Source organism: Apibacter sp. ESL0404 (assembly GCF_019469245.1).
Classification (GTDB): Bacteria; Bacteroidota; Bacteroidia; order Flavobacteriales; family Weeksellaceae; genus Apibacter.
In genome coordinates this window covers 1,457,988-1,476,420 of record NZ_CP048267.1, presented here as the reverse complement: position 1 = coordinate 1,476,420, position 18,433 = coordinate 1,457,988, and the positions used below count along the sequence as shown (strand labels likewise).

Sequence of the window (18,433 nt, the reverse complement as noted above, 5' to 3'; positions counted from 1 at the left end):
AAAAATTTCCGAGTTGAATTTTACCTGGTTTATATCCAAAAAAATAGCTTTATCAAAAAGTAATAAAAATAATCTTTCGCAAACCATCATTCGTATCGGTCAAACAGCTATTGCAATAGGTATCGTAGTGTCTGTTTTAACTATGGCTATAGGGCTTGGATCTAAAAAAGCCATTAAACAAAAAATGGCCGATTTCAACGGTCATATCACCATTAGAAGTTACGACAGTAACAATTCATTCAATAGTTCCAAACTAAATAGAAAAAATGTACTGCTTGAAAAAATAAAAAATAATCCTGAGGTTTCCAATATTCAAGAATATGCTACCCGAAGCGGCGTAATTAGAACAAATATAAGTTTTGCCGGGGTTATTTTAAAAGGAGTTTCGGAAGATTTTGACCGCAAACGATTTAAAGAGTTCATGATTAAAGGGGAAATTCCCAACTATTCTAAAAATTCGATAAGTAATGAGGTGATTTTGTCTGAAAAAATTGCCAAAGAAATGAAGCTGGATATAGATTCAACCTTTGTCATGTTTTTTGTAAGAGAAAATCAAACACCTATTTACAGACGATTTACGTTGAAGGGGATTTTCAGAACAGACATAAAACAAATTGATGATGTCTTTTTGATAGGAGATATACAACATATCCAAAAATTAAATCATTGGAACGGAGATGATATAGGAGGATATGATATTTTTATAAAAGATATTGAAGATTTAGACACGGTTTTCCCTAAAATTGAAGAATGTGCCGGATTTAATAATTATGCAGAAAAGGCAACAACAACATTTTCACAAATCAATGATTGGATACGTATTTTTGATACTAATATTTTCATAATCATGTCGATTATGATGGTTGTAGTTGTCATAAATATTATCATGGTGCTTCTTATACTGATAATTGAGAGAACCAATTCAATAGGAATGTTAAAAACATTGGGAGCATCAAATAAACAAATTAGAAAAATTTTTATAAATTATACTCTTTTCATAATGATTCCGGGATTGTTGGTGGGAAATTGTATTGCTATTGCATTGTTATATATTCAAAAGTATTTTGAGGTTATAAAATTGAATCCTGATAATTACTATGTAAGTTCAGTACCGGTTTACATAAATTTCTTTTATATTTTTATTATATCTTTAGTTTCTTTAGTTATTAGCGGAATAGTATTACTTTTACCTTCTTATTTAATAACTAAAATATCTCCTATAAAAGCTATAAAATTTCAATAAATATGTTAAATAAGAAGAAAATAAAAGTAAGTATAAGCGGTTTATTATCTTCACTTTTGTTGCAATTTTTCATATTTCAAGTTATAAAATTGAGTTTAAATCCGACGGATAGTTGGTATTATCGTTTTATAATAAAAGTAAAGTTTTTTTTAAATTCAGTATTCGGAAATATTTCAATTTCAATAGGAGATATATTTTATATAATTTTAGCCGTATTTATCTTAGCATGTTTGATACAAGCATTCGTTTTTTTTATAAAAAAGAAGAAAGAAAAAATAACAGCATGTTTTATAAAGATCTTACTTCTTTTAAACATTTTATACGGATGGTTTATGTTGTCGTTTGGGCTTTTATACAACTATAGAAATTTCTCCCAATATGAAAATTCTCAAGAAAAATTATTTCTAATTGATTATAAAATTGTTGCGGGTCATTTGTTGAATGAATGTGTTAAACTAAAGGAGGAAGTTTCCAACAATAAAAAAGGAGAATTTACGGTCAACCGTGAAAAGATGATTCAAATAATTAATCAAGAACAAAGTGCTTTTTATGGTATTCCGAGGCAAAGTGAAAACGTTAAAAAATCAATCTTTAATTCCATTTTAATTAAATTGGGAATACTGGGATATTATAATCCATTTACAGGAGAAGCTCAAGTTGCTAAAGGAATTCCCGATACATCGATCCCCTTTACCATAGCACATGAAATAGGACATCAGGTAGGAGTAGCCAGAGAAGATGAAGCAAACTTTTATTCCTTTTATATGGGAGAATCTTCACCCAATAAAGATTTTCAATATAGTGTTAAATATAAAGCTTTAAATTATCTATTACGAGAAATCTATGTAAATGATTCTGCATTTGTGCATTTACTTTTAAGAAATTATTCGGAAGGAATGAAATTGGATCGAGAAAAAGAAAAAAAATATTATCTGGGAATGTCAGGTTTAGGATCAGATGTATTTTCTTATATGAATAATGTATACCTTAAATCAAATTCGCAAAAAGAAGGAATTATTGCTTATAATCTTGTATCTCAAATGATTGTCAGCTATTATAAAAAACAATATCCCTCCTTGTTTTTAAAAGAAAACCCTTTAGTTCAGTAAAATAAAAATTAAGAGAAGCAATAGTTTATAGTTATATAAATTTTTATCTTCACTAAACTCATAAACTTTGTATATAATCAACCGGTTATAGTTGAATCATATCCGGTTCATCCCTTTACTTTATTGACCGGTCATACATCAGATTATCCTGATTTATTGAATCAATAAAATCAGGTATTTTCAAGTATAAAACAAAAATTTACATCGATGAAGATAAATTAAGAATTAAATACTTGACAATGGGACACAATAAGTATATTTGTAAACACTATACTAAACTTTGTATATGTATAAAATAATTAAAATTCTTATAGTAAGCAGCCTAATAATTTCATGTGCACGAGTTGGGAGTCCAAGCGGAGGTCCTAAAGATATTACACCCCCTAAATTTTTAGGCTCTAAACCGGATACATTAGCTACAAATGTTAATCCTAATACTAAAGAAATTGTATTAAATTTTGATGAATATGTGATTTTGAGAGACATAGCACAGCAGGTCATCATTTCACCACCTCCCGCAATTACCCCAACCATTTCTCCGGTTGGTACGGCTAGGAAATATGTAACCGTTCGTTTTTATGAACCGTTACTTCCGAATACTACTTATACTATCAATTTTGGATCGAGCATTCAAGATAATAACGAAGGAAATAAATTAAACAATTTTTCCTATACATTTTCTACGGGAAATACAATTGATAGTCTACAAGTTAATGGTACGGTTAGGCAAAGTTTAAAAAAAGAATTGGCAAACCCGACGATCGTATCCTTGTATAAGATTGAAAAAGATAAATCAGGTAAAGATTCCGTAAATTTAAAAAATAAACCCTATTACATTTCAAGAGTAGATTCTGCAGGAAATTTCAAATTAAAACATTTACATGAAGGAAAATATAGATTATTGGCATTTAATGATCTAAATTCAAATTTAATTCCTGACACGGATAAAGAAATGGTAGGATTTGCCGCAAAAGATATTAATCCCTTGTATCCGGAAACTTATTCATTAGTATTGTCTCCTGTAAAGCAATCGTACAAATTTTTAAAAGCAGAACAAGAGGGTCAAGGCATAATAAAAGTTAAATTTAAAGGACACCCCGATAAATTAAGTATAACTCCTGTTGATCGTGATTTTCCTTCTTATAAAATAGAACATCAGCCCTTTGCCGACAGTTTATATGTATATTTTAATAATGCAGAATTCAAAAAAACAGAGAAGAAATTTAGAATAAAATTACTTTTAAAATACCTTCAAAAAGTTGATACGCTTAATTTATTATATGATAATACCTTAAAGTCAGAGTTGTCAATTACACCCATCGAAAAAGAAGTTTCACCCACTGCCTGTTTTATGTTAAAAGCTTCCAATTATATTGATCGGATTGACAAAAACAGAATTGAAGTAAGTAAAAATAATGAACCCATAAATTTTAATACGGAAATAGATTCTTTAAATGCTAAAAATATTGCTATTAAATTTCCTGTAGCTTATGATACGGAATACAAGGTAACCATTAAAGATCAATCATTTAAAGATTTTTTAAATCAAACTAATAAAGATACGTTGTCATATGTGATTAAAACCAAAAAGCAGAATGAATTTGGAAATTTAAGTATCAGATTACAAAATAAGCCTGATTCAAAATTTTTCTTTCAACTGGTAAATGAAAAATACGAAGTATTGGAAAATATTTATGGATCTCAAGATACTTTTGTATTTCAAAACATGAAACCGGGAAAATATTTGATTCGTATATTGGTGGATGAAAATAATAACGGAATTTGGGATCCGGCAGATCTGGAAAATTTCAAACCGGCAGAACCAACCTATTTATATCCCAATGTTATCGATGTCAGGCCCTTATGGGATATTAATGAAGTTTGGATTTTATAAATTCAGTATCCATATTTAAACTATAAACGATAATTCATTACTGATGAAAAAAATATTGCTTTATGGAATTATCATTTTTTTATCTTTCCAATTAATTCAAATAGATAAAGAAAATCCATCGGTTAACAAAAAAATAGACTATAACCGGGTAACACATGCAACTCCGGAAATACAAAAAATTTTAAAAAAAGCCTGCTACGATTGTCATTCTAATGAAGTAAATTATCCATGGTATTCTTCCATTGCTCCTATATCTTGGTTTATTAAAGAACATGTAAATCAAGGAAAAGAATATGTTAATTTTTCAGAATATGGAAAATATAATCGTTATCAAAAAGAACATATTAATTCATCCCTATACCGAGTAATTGAAAATAAAACCATGCCCCTCAACAGTTATCTTTGGATGCACAAAGAGGCAAATTTATCGGAAAAAGATTATATCCTTTTACTCAATTGGTTTCAGACACAATGTAGCATAAAAAATTAAAAATGCATACATTTTGTAGATACCTGTTAGATGGAAAATGTAAAAGGAAAATTAAATCAATCAACAGAACAGGATAGTAATGAGTTTATATCATAATTTTATGAAACCTATTAAAAAAGGAGATACTATTTTAATTGTAGCACCGGCAGGAGCAGTTAAAAAAGAGGACATTCAACCGGCGATAGATATAATTACAAAACAAGGCTGGAAGTATGAAATAGGTAAAAATACATTCAATCATTATTATTTCGGATATAATTATTCGGGAACAGTAAAAGAAAGGTTGGAAGATTTGCAATGGGCATTAGATCATCCCCGTGCTAAGGCTATATGGTTTGCCCGAGGCGGCTATGGAGGTGTACAACTAGTGGATTTTTTAAAATTGAATAAATTTAAAGAAAATCCTAAATGGTTAATCGGATATTCGGATAATACGGTTTTTCATCAGCATTTTAATAGAAGAGGAATTCCTACTTTACATTCAACCGTTTGTAAATCATTACCGCAAGGACAGTCAAATGAAACCTATACAACCCTTGTGGATGCCTTAGAGAATAGAAAACTTGAATATGAAATAGAAAGCACTTCTTTTAATAAACCAGGAAAAGTTGAAGGAATTTTGACAGGAGGCAACCTATCGATTTTATACAGTCTGTTAGGAAGTAGATCCTTAGATCATTGGGAAGATAAAATTATATTTATGGAGGATTGGTATGAAAATTATTATCATATTGATCGAATGCTGATCGGATTGAAAAGAGCGGGAGTACTTAATAAAATTAAAGGATTACTGGTAGGAGCTTTTACGAAAATGGATTCAAAAGATGAAAATAAATTCTATGATGAACCGTTTGATCAAGAAGCCTATAAAATTATTGCTTTACGATTTCAAAAATACAATATTCCCATGGCATTTGGTTTTCCCGGGGGACATATTTTCGATACACGCGCCTTAATGATGGGAGGAAACATAATTCTAGATATACAAAAAGATAAGGTTTTTCTTAGAAATACAATGTAATGAATAGATATAGTTTATAGAAAATAAATATATCAGATCCGAAATACGATCTTTTTTCAATATATATAGGCAGTATTAAAACTAACCTCAAAGCATGAAAATCCTAAATACAGTAAATATTATACTGTATTTAGATTATAAGATTATAAATTTTTATTAATTAGAAAATACTATTTTCTTTTTTGCGATATAATTGATTATAGATACTGCGAAAATAGCGGCAGCTTTACAAAATACTATGTCTCCTATAGTATAAAAGTAAAAATTAATGGGTTTGTTAACGAAAAAATGAAAAAACGCAAATGCTCCCCAGCTCATAAACATAGTAATTATAGAAAGGCTAAAAAATAATACAAATTCCTTTCTTCTGGAATGTTTACCTCGTTCAAAAACATAGCGAATGCTAAAAAAATAATTGCTCAAAATACCCGCTCCGGTAGATAAAAGATTGGATAATGGGTAGGCGTTGGACTTGTTTTCAAAAGAAAAAAAATGAGGCAGCATATTAGGCAAGCTTAGTAATTTCATACAAAAAATTTCAATTACGGCACTTAAGGCTCCTGCTAGAAAAAACAAAACTAATTGTTTTTTGTGCTTATTTATGGAAGTGATCACTTAATAGAAATTATTAAAAATTTTTACAAAAATAGATTAATTTTTTTTATTTCTGTAATTTTGGATTAAATAAATAATAATTTAAAACATAGACTGAATATGTCAAGCAAAGATTATATGAAATATACTCCGCAAGAATTTTTAAATAAAACTCCTAAAGAATTGGGATTCTTTTTTCCGGCTGAATTTTATCCTCATAAATCTACTTGGTTATCTTGGCCGCATAAAGAATTATCATGGCCGGGTAAAATAGAAAAAATCTATGCCCCATATGCGCAATTTATTGCAGAAGTATCTAATGGGGAAGAAGTTAATATAAATGTGGTTAGTGTTGAGATGAAAGACTTTGCCATGAGTTATATAGAAAAAACAAATGCTAATTTGGATATGATCAATTTTTATATTCATCCTACTAATGATGCTTGGTGTCGCGACCATGGTCCCGCGTTTGTAATTAATCCCCATTCATTAGAAGATAAAAAAGCCATTGTAAATTGGAATTATAATGCCTGGGGTGATAAATATCCTCCCTATGATTTGGATAATGAAATACCTCTTCATATAGCCAAAGAAGAAAGATTACCTGTTTTTAATCCGGGCATAGTGATGGAAGGTGGTTCCGTTGAATTTAACGGTAAAGGAACGGTACTAACATCTAAGTCATGTCTACTTAATAAAAACAGAAATCCTCATTTAAATCAAAGTCAAATCGAAGAATATCTGAAAAATTATTATGGAGTAAATCAAGTCCTTTGGATCGATGAGGGAATTGTTGGAGATGATACAGATGGTCATATAGATGATACCGTACGTTTTATAAATGAAAATACCGTACTTGCTGTGGTAGAAAATAATAAAAATGATGAAAACTATCACATATTACAACAAAATCTAAAACAATTAAAAGCTATGAAACTTTCCGATGGTTCTCCTTTACAAGTTATAGAATTACCTATGCCAGAACCGGTATATTACGATGGATGTCGTTTACCTGCTTCTTATGCAAATTTTTACATAGCTAATATATCAGTGATCGTACCAATTTTTAATGGTGAAAATGATAAACGAGCGTTGGATATCATAAAAAAATGTTTTCCGAATAGAAATGTAATAGGAATAGATTCCACTGATATCATTTGGGGATTAGGTAGTTTCCATTGTTTGAGTCAACAGGAACCGGCGATTTAATAGCTATAATTAAAAAAGTGGAATGGATCTCTTTAACGATTTAATTATAACCCAAATTATCTGAAACAAAGAACTCTTTGTATTTTATAAATGAAGAGATAAAAAAATACTAGTTTTTAGCAAATTAAAGTAAATAAAAAAGTCGCAAATATATTGCGACTTTTTTTTATTTATATGATATATTATTATACGAATCTTTTTTAAATGATATTGTTGATCTGATCTTATAATGCTTAACATTAAAAACTGTTTATTTCTTAATTAGCTAAAGCTAAACAAGAAAACACTGGTTCAGGATAAACTCCCAAAAGGATTATTAAAATTACCAATATAACAGCTATAACATTGTAAATAATTGGAGCTTTTTTAGCTTCATTTAATTCTTTATAACCCGGTTTAAAATACATGGCAATGATAAGCTTAAGATAGTATCCAATACTGATTGCAGATCCTATAATAGCTATAATGACTAATATCGGTTGAGTATATAATGCTTGTGAAAACAACGTAAATTTAGCAATGAATCCGGAAGTTAACGGAATACCTGCCATAGATAATAGAGAGATTGTAGTTACCAAAGCTAAGATGGGTTGTTTCTTGGCCAGCCCGTTGAAAGCATTTATATCGGTAATACCATTTGAAATTCTTTCGATGTAAATAAGGCTGATAAAAGCACCTATAGTTGAAAGTGAATAAGCTAATAAATAGAATGCTAATGTATAGATAGAATTAGCATCTGTATTAAAATAAATTAGCAATAAATAACCGGCATGCGAAATACTGGAATATGCCAACATTCTTTTAGCATTTTTTTGCAATACACCTACAATATTGGCAGATAGTAATGTTAAAATTGCTGCATAGAAAATTATATATTGCCATTGGTTTAGTTGACCGATAAAAGCTGTTTCAACTAATTTATATAAAGCAACAAAACCTGATATTTTTACCACAGAAGCCATAAAAGCCGTGATTAGGGAAGGAGAGCCTTCGTATACGTCCGGAGCCCAAAAATGAAAAGGAACTATGGATATTTTAAACAGTAATCCGACTAACAATAAAATTATTCCGGTTATGTACATAGTAGGGTAGTGAGACGCTTGTATACTGTACAAACGAATAGTTTGTAAATCAAAAGATCCGGTTATACCGTATATTAATGCAATTCCGAAAAGTAAAAATCCGGTTGCAAATGCTCCTAATAGGAAATATTTGATGGAAGCTTCATTGGAACGTAAGTCATTCTTATTGCTTCCTGCTAATACATATAAAGGAATAGATAAAATTTCTATACCTAGAAATAAAGTAATTAAATTTTGGTAGGAGAAAAGGACTATACCGCCACAAAGTGCAAAAAGCATTAAGCTATATACCTCTGCCTGATGATGATCTATGAGACGAAATGCATATTTTCCTAAGAATACGATTAGCAAAGTGGTCAAAATAGATATTTGAGTAAATATTTTAGCTGTTTGATCAAAAGCAAACATGGACGCATATCGTGTGAAAAAAGGACTATCTCCGTAAAAAGAGACGATCAAAGCGATAAGTAATCCTAAAATTGCAAATGGTTGAGAGTATTTTCCTTGCCCGAAAACACCTGAATATAAACTCAGAATGGCTGCTGCGAAAATAATGATGATGATGCTCATTATATTTTTAGTATTTTTTGTAAAGTTTTGCTGCCAAAGTTACAATTTTTGATTAAACTGTGAAATTAAAAAATGAAAATAGTATCGTATTATAATAATGCCGATATATTTGATAAATTTATGAAATATAATAAGTTGTTTTAAATTTCAGATGCCTTGCCAATTTATAGATTTTATCTTAACACTTAGTAATAGTATTATTTATTAACCCATTTTTAATCAGTTTTCCGACAATATTTTTATGCTATATAATAGGTAGGATATTAAGATATAGTACCAAAAAGTAAAAAGATTGTTTTTCAACAATCTTTTTACTTTTTTTAAAGCTATAGTAGTTTAAAAAATTTATTTACTTACTAAGGCAAAATGTCCGGGAGATACGCCGGTTGATTTCCACCATTGTAAGTCGCCATTTTTTGAGAAATGATATATTTTTCCATTGGAAACAAAATCCATAGCATCTCCAATATAAAAGCTGCCATTTTCAGGATCGGCAATTATCCCATATGGAGACATAATTTCAGACTTTGAACCCTCTTTGATTAATTCGGAACTTATCACTTTTTGCGTATCTATATTTATAATACCATAATTATTTATAGTTTTTCCTGAAGAATATTCCGATCCATAAAAATAAAGTTTATCTTTATAAAAAGTGAAGTCAGAAACCGCTAAATTCAGTTTATTAATGACTTGATCAGTCGATGGATCAATAACAGCAACGAAAGGCTTTAAATTAGCATAATCGCCTCTAGAAGTAACCCATATATGATTATTCTTATCTTTACGTATTCTATGTAAGTTCTTACCGACTTCGATATCGTTAATTTTTGTAAAACTGTTCATGTCAATTACAGAAACCGTTGTATCATAATCCGGAGAATAATATCCTCCTGAATTAGCAACATAAAGCTTATTATTTACAATAGTCATTTCTTCCGGATTGCGTCCGACAGTAACTTCATTTACAATGGTGCCGTTAGTAAGATCAACTTTGGCAACATATCCTTGTCCATTGGGAGTAGAACTGGCATATGAAGACACATACGCATAGTCGCCGTTAAATGTAATGTATCTGCAATTTGGAATAGTTATTTTTCCTATATGCTTGGCTGTTTCAGCTTCCATAATTTCAACATAATTAGAACCGTTGATTACGGCATACATTTTATCTTTATAAATTTTTAAATCATTACCGGTATCGCCCAATCCACCTTGATTAGGGTTGATTTTAGTAAAATAGTTATTAAAAAAATCAGCTGTGTCATAATCAAAATAGGATAGAGAAGAGTTATTTTGTTGATAATTACCTTCATTCAAAATATATAACCCTTTTTTGGCATCCGGTTGGGATATAATGTTTGAATCATCTTCAGACCATGAATCGTCATTACTACAAGAAACAATGAACCCTGTAATAATTACTAAAATTGGTACTAAAAATTTCCTTGCTACCATAGTTTCTAGTTTTTTCATATGTTTAATTTAATGATGATCGTATAGTTTCTACCCGGCATGGGATAATTGGCTACAATGTCGTAATATTTATTAAAAATATTATTGATTTGTAAAGATGCTTTGCATTTGATATGAGTGAAAAATAATTCTCTTGAAAGTTGTATATCATGAGTATACCAAGCTTTTACATGATTTTCAGGATTATTAGAAGGAGAATTGTACCGTTCTCCTGTATACATAAAGCTATAACTTAGATTCCAAGCTCTGTAAGCAGCCTCTAGAGAAACTGTCCCACTGTGCCAAGGTATATAAGGAAGTTGATTTTTATAATTTAAAATAGGAGAAGATAAATTTTGTGCATCTTCATACGTATAGGTTATCAGGGTTGAAACTAAAACGTTTTTTATTACTATTGAAGTCTTAGAAGATAAGTCTAACCCTTTTATACGTGCTTTACCAAAATTTAACATGGTCCAACGAAATTGTTGTCCTTTGGGATAAGCTATAATTTTATCTTTGACCGTATTATAATATGCATCAATAGTAAAATCAAAATGAGTAAAACTACCGGAAGTAAAGTTTTTATTTATACGAATACCCGCATCAAACTGATTAGTATATTCCGGTTTTAAATTTGAATTTCCAAAATCCGTATAGTATAAATCATTAAATGTTGGCATTCTAAAAATTCTCTTGTAAAAACCATGAATGCTAATATCTTTAAAATGTAAAGGTTGGTAATTTAAGAAAACAGCAGGAGTAAATTCATTTTTGTCTGAAGCTGTACCCATGCTGTTCATGTGTTTCGTTTTATCTTGTACAAATGTACCTAAAACGCTTGTTTGAATTTTAAGTTTATCCCAATAAAAAGCTGTAGCTAAAGCGATCATTTCTGTATTTCTCGAAGGAGAAGCGAAATTTTTTAAATCGGCATTCATTCCGTTATGTTGGTAATCTGCAGATAAAGAAATATCCCAAAAAGAAAATAAAGTAACCAGTTGTGAGGATGAAATATATAGTTCATCTTGCTTATAAGTATTATTAATACGATTGGAAAATTTATTTCCCCAAATAGGGTCATTAAAAACTTCTAAATTTTTATAATGGGTAAAATCATGAGCATATTTAGCGTTTAATGCTATTCTGTATTTTGTGCTGATTATTTTTTCAAAAGATCCCTGCAAAAAGTAATTACGATCCCATTGTTGAGCAAACTGATACCTTTTATAAGAATTTTTTAAAACGGCACCGGGTATTCCTCTGCTTGAATCATAATAATATCCTTTCAGATTCCATTTACCATGAGGTAAGATGCCAAATAAATTTCCTTCTGTTCGAAAAGCACTTATGTTACCATTTTGTCTTACAGCGATCGTATCCCAATTACCTTTCTTTTGTAGAAATTTATATTTTCCATCTGAATTAATATATTCTATAGTAAGAGAAGATGAAATTAATGAGGATAATTTTTGTTCCCATAGGAGGGAAGGGTTACTTAAATGAAACGATCCGGAATGATAGGTAGCACCTATATTAGTTTTTTTTTCACCCGTAAAAACAGGGCGTTTGGTAGTTAAATAGATACTTCCGGCAGAGCCGAAATCTTTAGCGGGTTGGAAAATTTGACTTTTTTGTCCGTTGTATACTGATATTGATTCTAAATTATCCATGGAAAATTTTCCTAAATCAACCATACCATTTTGAGCATTTCCTATGGCTATTCCATCATAAAATACCCCCACGTGTTCGCTTCCCATTCCTCGAATGTTAACAGTTTTCATTCCTCCTACACCTCCATAATCTTTAAGTTGAATTCCTGAAAATAATCGTACAGCATCAGCTACCGAAGAGCTGTTTCGATTTTCTAATTCTTTTCCTTTCAATTCTTGGAAAGGAATTATTCCTTTATCATTTCTTTTTCCCGTTGCCAGTATTTCCTGTAATTCTGTAACAGTAATGCTGTCTTTTTTTTCTTGGGAATAAGATATTGGACTCATCAGGCTTATTAAAAAAGCAAATACACTATATTTATGATTGAAGTTCATCATGGAGTCGAATATCTTAAATTACAGATATAGTAAACTAGTTTCCGGAAAAGTAAACAGGAAAAGTGAATATGAAATGCTTTTAATGTTTCAGCCTTGTTCCACGAAAGCTTGTAAAACTATAGTTAAATTTGGCAGGTATTCTGACTTACTTCATTTTAAGAACCTTCCCAAGAAAGCAACTCCTCAGTGGTATATCTCTTAAAACGTACTAGAAGATTACAGCAGCGGGCCTGTTTCGGATTTTCACCGAATTCCCTTTTAAGATTGCATATTTACCGGTAAATAGCGATCACCAAATTTAGGCAAATATAAATAAATATTTTTAGGGCATCCGTATTGATTATTTGGGTAGTATTAATTAATTCTAAAAAAAGATCAATTTTTTAAACGAACTATAGTAAGTTGAATTAAAAAATCATTAGATTTGAATGATGAACGTACAACTTCCTGAAAAATTATATTATTCTATAGGCGAAGTAGCGCAGGCTTTTAATGTTAATACTTCACTTATAAGGTTTTGGGAAAAAGAATTTGATAGTATTTCACCCAAAAAGAATAAAAAAGGAGATCGTTTTTTTACCCCAAAAGATATTGAAAATTTTAAAATAATTTTTCATTTAGTAAAAGAAAAAGGATATACCTTAGAAGGAGCAAAAGTTGTTTTACAATCACAAAAAAATTTATCCAAAAAAGTTGAAATCATTACTCGTTTAGAGTTGGTGAAGGCAGAATTAATTAAGTTAAAAGAATTATTAGACGAATAAAAATTTAAATAAAGACAATATGAAATTACCTAAGTTTTTAATGGCAGACAATTCGGATTTTCCTGAAGATTTATTTGTTGTGCATACAGAGTTTCCTAGATTTATATTAAATGTAGAAGAAGAAGAGGTTGAATGGTTCGACGATTTGGAAGGAGAAGAAGAAGAGGTAGCTAATGAAGTAAATTCATTGATTCAACAAGCATTTGATTTTTGCGATGCAGAAATCGAAAAATACGAAAATGATGAGGAGGAGTAATGACTTCTTAGATTTATTTATGATATTAAAAAAAGTAAGCAGTTAAATCACTGCTTATTTTTTTATAATTTATCTATTTTGCTTTTAATCATCAATTTCACAACCTTGAATTCGATATTGATGTTTAAACTTTTCTGCCCATTTTTTCCATTCTTCCGGTTTTATTTTTTGATTATTATCATTTTTCAAAAATGATAGGATGTAATCTTCTGAAAAATCCTTAGGAAAGTTTTGCATGGGATCAAATTCATCATTATACCATTTTTCATTGATTAGATAGTTATATTTATTTACATCGAAATTAAATCCATATTTATGATAAGAATTAGTTGCCGATGAAGTGAAAGTTGTTTTCATAACCTCCTCATTCATTTGAGCGATTAGATTTTTATTATGTTTATTTTTTCTAAAATACATTGCTGCATTTAACAATTGTTTTTTTTCATTAACACCATCAATATCATTCCATATTTCAAGCCAATACTCTTTTTTATACATCCCCATAAGAATTGAATTAAGTATCCAATATTTTGCTCTAGTACTATTATTTGCTAATTTTAATCTATATAATATACTGTATAATTTATATTTATTATAAAAAAAAGATTTCATAATAAAATAGGGGGCCGTTATAAGTTTTGGACAAATTGAAGATATGTAGGAGTTAATTTTAAATTGTTCAAATTTATGATATTCCATAAAATTATGATTTCCCAACCATCCAAGTCTGAGTAAAGAAATATTTTCTTTATTCATTATTTCATTTAATTCATTTACATTTATTTTTTTAGTAAACCAAACATCCTCTTCAGTAATTATAAAATAAGGAGTTGATTCTTTAACTGAGTTTATCCAAAGTTGAGTAGGAATTTTAAAACCATTAATATCTTTTCCTGACCTTAAATTTTCTTTGATTGCTTCTTCTTTTTCTTTATAATTTTCAGATTTTATAATTTTAATAAATGGATATTTATTTTTTATTTTGTTTAGATACTTTTCAGGTGTTCCATCATCTAAAACTTTGATAGTATAATCTCCTATAACATATTTCTGAATGCTAGTTAAACATCTATCAAGGTAAAAAGGACGATTGAAAGACTTAATTAATATATCCATGGTTTATAATTTTGAATAAATTTTATATAAAAAAGTAAAAATATATTGATTTTTGGAAAAAAGGAAATAAAGTAAATATTTAATAGAAATAGGATAATTGTTACGATATTTTTTTACTAAAAATTTTAATTGATCTGCATCTTTTCTGTAAAAACAAATTTTCATGGCATATAACAAATCATTTTTATTAATTGGAAAATCTATATCTTCTATATTAATAAATGATTGTGGATTAAACGCATCATAACTGTCTTTACCATTATCTAGATTTTCTCGATAAAATTCACGGGCTTTATAGATAAACAACCATTGCACTAGTCTGTTTTTGGTTTTTGAAAGTGAATGATTGGTTTGTCTGTATGAAATTAAAGTATCAGGTATATTTACAATTTTTTTACCTTCTGAAAATAACCGTAAAATGAGATCATAGTCTTCCGTATAAATCATTTTTTCTCGATAAAAAACTTTTTCATTTCTAAACATTATAGAAGAATGATAGAATAAATTGTTTTTGAGAATGTTTCTTTTTAATTCATGATAATCGGTTAAAGCTATAAAATCATTACAAATAGTATTGTTTTCATCAATTATATGAGCACTGCTGCCTATTAAAAATACATCCGGATTATTCTCCAGATATTCAACTTGTTTTTCTAATCGATTGGGTAATGCAAGATCATCAGCATCTAATATGGCCAAATATTTACCTTTAGCATTTTCAATTCCGATATTACGGGATTTTATAACAAATAGGTTTTTATCGTTGTTAATAAGTATGATTCGGGAATCTCTTATACAGAATTCTTCTACAATCGATTGAGTTTTATCGGAAGATCCATCATTAATAACCAGCAATTCAAAATTTGTATACGTTTGATTGATCAATGATTCAATTGATGCAGATATATGTTTTTCTGCATTGTAAGCAGCCATAATAACTGATACGAGGGGAGTCATAAAATTATATATAAATACAAAAGTAAAATATTTTTAATTAAACCGTGTATAGCGGCTTTTTTTTAATAAAAAATTTTGGAAATTCATTCTTACGTCAACTATAGGATAACAGAACAATAAATGAATATTGATTATTAAAAATGTAAATAAAATTCGATAAAGTATTAATAATTAATTTAATAATTTGAGTTAAATTCAAAGAAAATTTTTAATTTAGCAAAAAATTTAGGGCGTTCATATATAATAGAGATTCTGATAATTAAAGTTCAGGTTTTTATAACTGTATGTGGTGCACCTGAATATAACTTTTTTAAAGTTTAGTGTTTTAATTAATTCAGAAAAAAATAAAAAGATCATGGTACAAATTCTCTTTAAGATGGTGTTAGTTATTATGGATTACATAATGTCAATGTTCAGTTAATTAGAAAATTATATACATGTGAAAAGTTCAGTTAATGTAAATTAACTGAACTTTTTAATTATTTTTAATAAGTAATCAAATTATGAAAAAATTACTAGGAAGGTTAATGCTGTTAGTAATGGGATGGAAATTTAAAAATGAAGTGCCTGTTAATGAATTAAGAAAATGCGTATTAATTTGTGCTCCCCATACCTCGAATTGGGATTTATATTATTGTTTAGCCAGTTTTTGGTGTTTAAAAATTCCTTATAAAGTAATGATTAAAGATGCTTATACCAAGCCATGGTATGGATTCTTTTTCAAAGCACTCGGATGTTTAGGAGTCGATCGAAGTCAATGGAATAATTTGGTTCAGTATTCATCGGAACTAATAAAAAATTCTGATTCGATGGCTTTAATAAATACTCCGGAAGCCACTCGCTCCCGTGCCTTACAATGGAAAAAAGGTTTTTACTATATAGCTAAGCAAGCGAACGTTCCGATTGCTCTAGCCTATGCCGATTATAAAAACAAAGTAACCGGTGTTTCCAAATTAATTTATATTGGCGATCAAACGATTGAAGAGATATTTGATCAAATAGAAGACTTTTATAAACCGGAAATGGCTAAACTTCCTGAAAACTATAATCCTAAAATTTATTAAATTAGATTATCTAAATTCTTAGGTATAAAAATATTTTTTGACTTCTTATATTGCCGAAACAAGCCGGCAACTTTAAGATTTTATTTGTAAAAATCAGATTTCAGGCAAGAATATTTTGTTTATAAATATTGCCTGCAATTTTGATGGATATATAACATATATCAACGTTATGGATGATCGTAATAATACTCATAATCTGGATAATTGCACCGCATTAAAAGTCATTAATTTCTATGTCCTTCCGCATTATATAGAAGAACCTTTTACTGATTCTGTGCTGCAAATCTATTCTATATGATGTATAAAAATAACTTAAAATTAGTAACCATCAATAATCAACAGTACATAATTGTTGATAACAATGGTTATACAATTGTTTGAACAAAACATTCAAACAATATATAAGTTTAATTACATGTTTGATCTTGAGGACAAACTTTATACAATTCAAAATTTAAAATGAACGTAGCATCTTTACTGTTTATATAATTGGATTCTCTACCGTATGCCAATCGAGAAGGCACGATGATTAAACCTTGTAAGACATGGTAAAGGTCATTTTTAGATTTATTAGTTGGTTTGAAATCCTTTAATCCGTCAACAATACCTTTAATTACATAATAGTTTTCACTTTGAATCGTATCGTTTTTGGGCTTTTTGTAAAAGAAAGGGTCTTCTTGTGCAACCCCTGAATTATCAATTGTACTTGATGAAGTATTCAGGGTTGAATATCCATTACCTCCTTCAGTTGCAACAAAATATTTTAAAGAATAATGAATAAGTATATTGTTTTTACCGTCAGCTATATTGGAGGTGTTTATGCCCTGATCCGCCTTTGGATTTTTAACTACCCAGTATCCTAAAGGAGATTTTATTGCATTTTTGCTCAAAGGCTCTTTATCATTTGGAGTAACCGTATCAGAAAATTTGGTTACTTTCCCAAGATCATCAAAATAATAGTTATTTAAAAAATTAACAATAGCCATATCATCAGCTGTATTTTGCTCATCAACGGATAAGGTTGAGGCGTTATTATCATCGCTCCCACACGAAACAAAAAATAAAAGTGAAAAGATACAGGCGGCTAAAAGGGATTTTTTAATCATGTAAATAAAATATGTTAATTTAGTTGCTAATTTACAATTAAATTTAATTTTAAAGACCAATTTTTTCAACCAATGAGAATAGATAAATTTTTATGGTGTGTGCGTTTTTATAAAACGCGGGCAATTGCTACCGAAGAATGTAAGAAAAATCGAGTATTTTTAGATGATGCTCCCTTGAAGCCTTCAAAAGAAATATTAGTTGGTGAAACGTATAAAATTAGAAAAAATCAGATTGACTATACGATCCAAGTTATACAAATTCCTCCCAATCGGGTAGGAGCAAAACTGGTTCCTTTATATATTAAAGACCTGACAGATCCTGAGCAGATTGAAATGATGAAATCAAGAACACAAACGCAAAACTATTATAGACAAAAAGGGTTAGGCAGGCCCACCAAAAAGGATAGGAGAGAGTTAGACGATTATACTCTGGAATGGGAGGATGAATAAAT

Annotated in this window: 17 protein-coding genes and 1 riboswitch; of the genes, 10 read left to right on the top strand and 7 right to left on the bottom strand. The window is 29.2% G+C overall.

The window, feature by feature from the left end; all coding sequences use genetic code 11:
- Nucleotides 1-13 precede the first annotated feature (13 nt).
- From GYM72_RS06260 to GYM72_RS06240, 5 genes are all read left to right on the top strand, one after another.
- The gene (locus GYM72_RS06260; protein ID WP_220264963.1) at nt 14-1,243 is read left to right on the top strand and encodes an ABC transporter permease; all 1,230 of its coding nucleotides are present in this window, start codon (nt 14-16) and stop codon (nt 1,241-1,243) included.
- A 2-nt stretch (nt 1,244-1,245) separates the two neighbouring features.
- Complete coding sequence (locus GYM72_RS06255; protein WP_220263803.1) at nt 1,246-2,352, top strand: DUF3810 family protein; 1,107 nt, start codon at nt 1,246-1,248, stop codon at nt 2,350-2,352.
- A gap of 286 nt (nt 2,353-2,638) precedes the next feature.
- Nucleotides 2,639-4,246 (top strand): Ig-like domain-containing protein, encoded by a 1,608-nt coding sequence (locus tag GYM72_RS06250; protein WP_220263802.1) that lies wholly within the window; start codon nt 2,639-2,641, stop codon nt 4,244-4,246.
- Nucleotides 4,247-4,289: 43 nt separating this feature from the next.
- Nucleotides 4,290-4,736 (top strand): heme-binding domain-containing protein, encoded by a 447-nt coding sequence (locus GYM72_RS06245; RefSeq protein ID WP_160557237.1) that lies wholly within the window; start codon nt 4,290-4,292, stop codon nt 4,734-4,736.
- 100 nt (nt 4,737-4,836) lie between these two features.
- Entirely contained in the window at nt 4,837-5,757 is a 921-nt protein-coding gene (locus GYM72_RS06240; RefSeq protein ID WP_220263801.1) for an LD-carboxypeptidase, read from the top strand.
- Between the two features lie 156 nt (nt 5,758-5,913).
- Here GYM72_RS06240 and GYM72_RS06235 read toward each other — a convergent pair whose 3' ends face one another.
- Nucleotides 5,914-6,372 (bottom strand): GtrA family protein, encoded by a 459-nt coding sequence (locus tag GYM72_RS06235; protein ID WP_255410613.1) that lies wholly within the window; start codon nt 6,370-6,372, stop codon nt 5,914-5,916.
- 99 nt (nt 6,373-6,471) lie between these two features.
- On the opposite strand from GYM72_RS06235, the gene GYM72_RS06230 reads away from it, so the two are divergent.
- Entirely contained in the window at nt 6,472-7,560 is a 1,089-nt protein-coding gene (locus GYM72_RS06230) for an agmatine/peptidylarginine deiminase (RefSeq protein ID WP_255571460.1), read from the top strand.
- Between the two features lie 257 nt (nt 7,561-7,817).
- Here the strand turns inward: GYM72_RS06230 and GYM72_RS06225 are convergent, their stop codons facing one another.
- From GYM72_RS06225 to GYM72_RS06215, 3 genes are all read right to left on the bottom strand, one after another.
- Entirely contained in the window at nt 7,818-9,212 is a 1,395-nt protein-coding gene (locus GYM72_RS06225) for an NADH-quinone oxidoreductase subunit N (protein WP_160557241.1), read from the bottom strand.
- 345 nt (nt 9,213-9,557) lie between these two features.
- Nucleotides 9,558-10,688 (bottom strand): DUF5074 domain-containing protein, encoded by a 1,131-nt coding sequence (locus GYM72_RS06220; protein ID WP_220263800.1) that lies wholly within the window; start codon nt 10,686-10,688, stop codon nt 9,558-9,560.
- Nucleotides 10,685-12,667 (bottom strand): TonB-dependent receptor, encoded by a 1,983-nt coding sequence (locus GYM72_RS06215; protein ID WP_220263799.1) that lies wholly within the window; start codon nt 12,665-12,667, stop codon nt 10,685-10,687. The genes GYM72_RS06220 and GYM72_RS06215 overlap by 4 nt, the downstream gene beginning before the upstream one ends.
- A gap of 163 nt (nt 12,668-12,830) precedes the next feature.
- A riboswitch (cobalamin riboswitch) is annotated at nt 12,831-13,030 on the bottom strand.
- Between the two features lie 119 nt (nt 13,031-13,149).
- Here GYM72_RS06215 and GYM72_RS06210 point away from each other — a divergent pair.
- Both GYM72_RS06210 and GYM72_RS06205 read left to right on the top strand, forming a co-directional pair.
- Nucleotides 13,150-13,482, top strand: coding sequence for a MerR family transcriptional regulator (locus tag GYM72_RS06210; protein ID WP_160564774.1), 333 nt, complete (start codon nt 13,150-13,152; stop codon nt 13,480-13,482).
- 19 nt (nt 13,483-13,501) lie between these two features.
- Complete coding sequence (locus tag GYM72_RS06205) at nt 13,502-13,738, top strand: hypothetical protein (RefSeq protein ID WP_160563970.1); 237 nt, start codon at nt 13,502-13,504, stop codon at nt 13,736-13,738.
- An 84-nt stretch (nt 13,739-13,822) separates the two neighbouring features.
- On the opposite strand, the gene GYM72_RS06200 is transcribed toward GYM72_RS06205, so the two are convergent.
- Nucleotides 13,823-14,854, bottom strand: a complete 1,032-nt coding sequence (locus tag GYM72_RS06200) for a glycosyltransferase family 2 protein (RefSeq protein WP_220263798.1) — start codon at nt 14,852-14,854, stop codon at nt 13,823-13,825.
- Between the two features lie 3 nt (nt 14,855-14,857).
- The gene (locus GYM72_RS06195) at nt 14,858-15,811 is read right to left on the bottom strand and encodes a glycosyltransferase family 2 protein (protein ID WP_220263797.1); all 954 of its coding nucleotides are present in this window, start codon (nt 15,809-15,811) and stop codon (nt 14,858-14,860) included.
- 503 nt (nt 15,812-16,314) lie between these two features.
- Between GYM72_RS06195 and GYM72_RS06190 the strand changes: the two genes are divergently transcribed.
- Entirely contained in the window at nt 16,315-16,875 is a 561-nt protein-coding gene (locus tag GYM72_RS06190; protein WP_220263796.1) for a 1-acyl-sn-glycerol-3-phosphate acyltransferase, read from the top strand.
- Between the two features lie 407 nt (nt 16,876-17,282).
- Here the strand turns inward: GYM72_RS06190 and GYM72_RS06185 are convergent, their stop codons facing one another.
- Nucleotides 17,283-17,981, bottom strand: coding sequence for a hypothetical protein (locus GYM72_RS06185; RefSeq protein ID WP_220233324.1), 699 nt, complete (start codon nt 17,979-17,981; stop codon nt 17,283-17,285).
- Nucleotides 17,982-18,053: 72 nt separating this feature from the next.
- On the opposite strand from GYM72_RS06185, the gene GYM72_RS06180 reads away from it, so the two are divergent.
- Nucleotides 18,054-18,431: an RNA-binding S4 domain-containing protein gene (locus GYM72_RS06180; RefSeq protein ID WP_105297909.1), complete on the top strand. Its 378-nt coding sequence runs from the start codon at nt 18,054-18,056 to the stop codon at nt 18,429-18,431.
- The last annotated feature ends 2 nt before the right edge of the window (nt 18,432-18,433 follow it).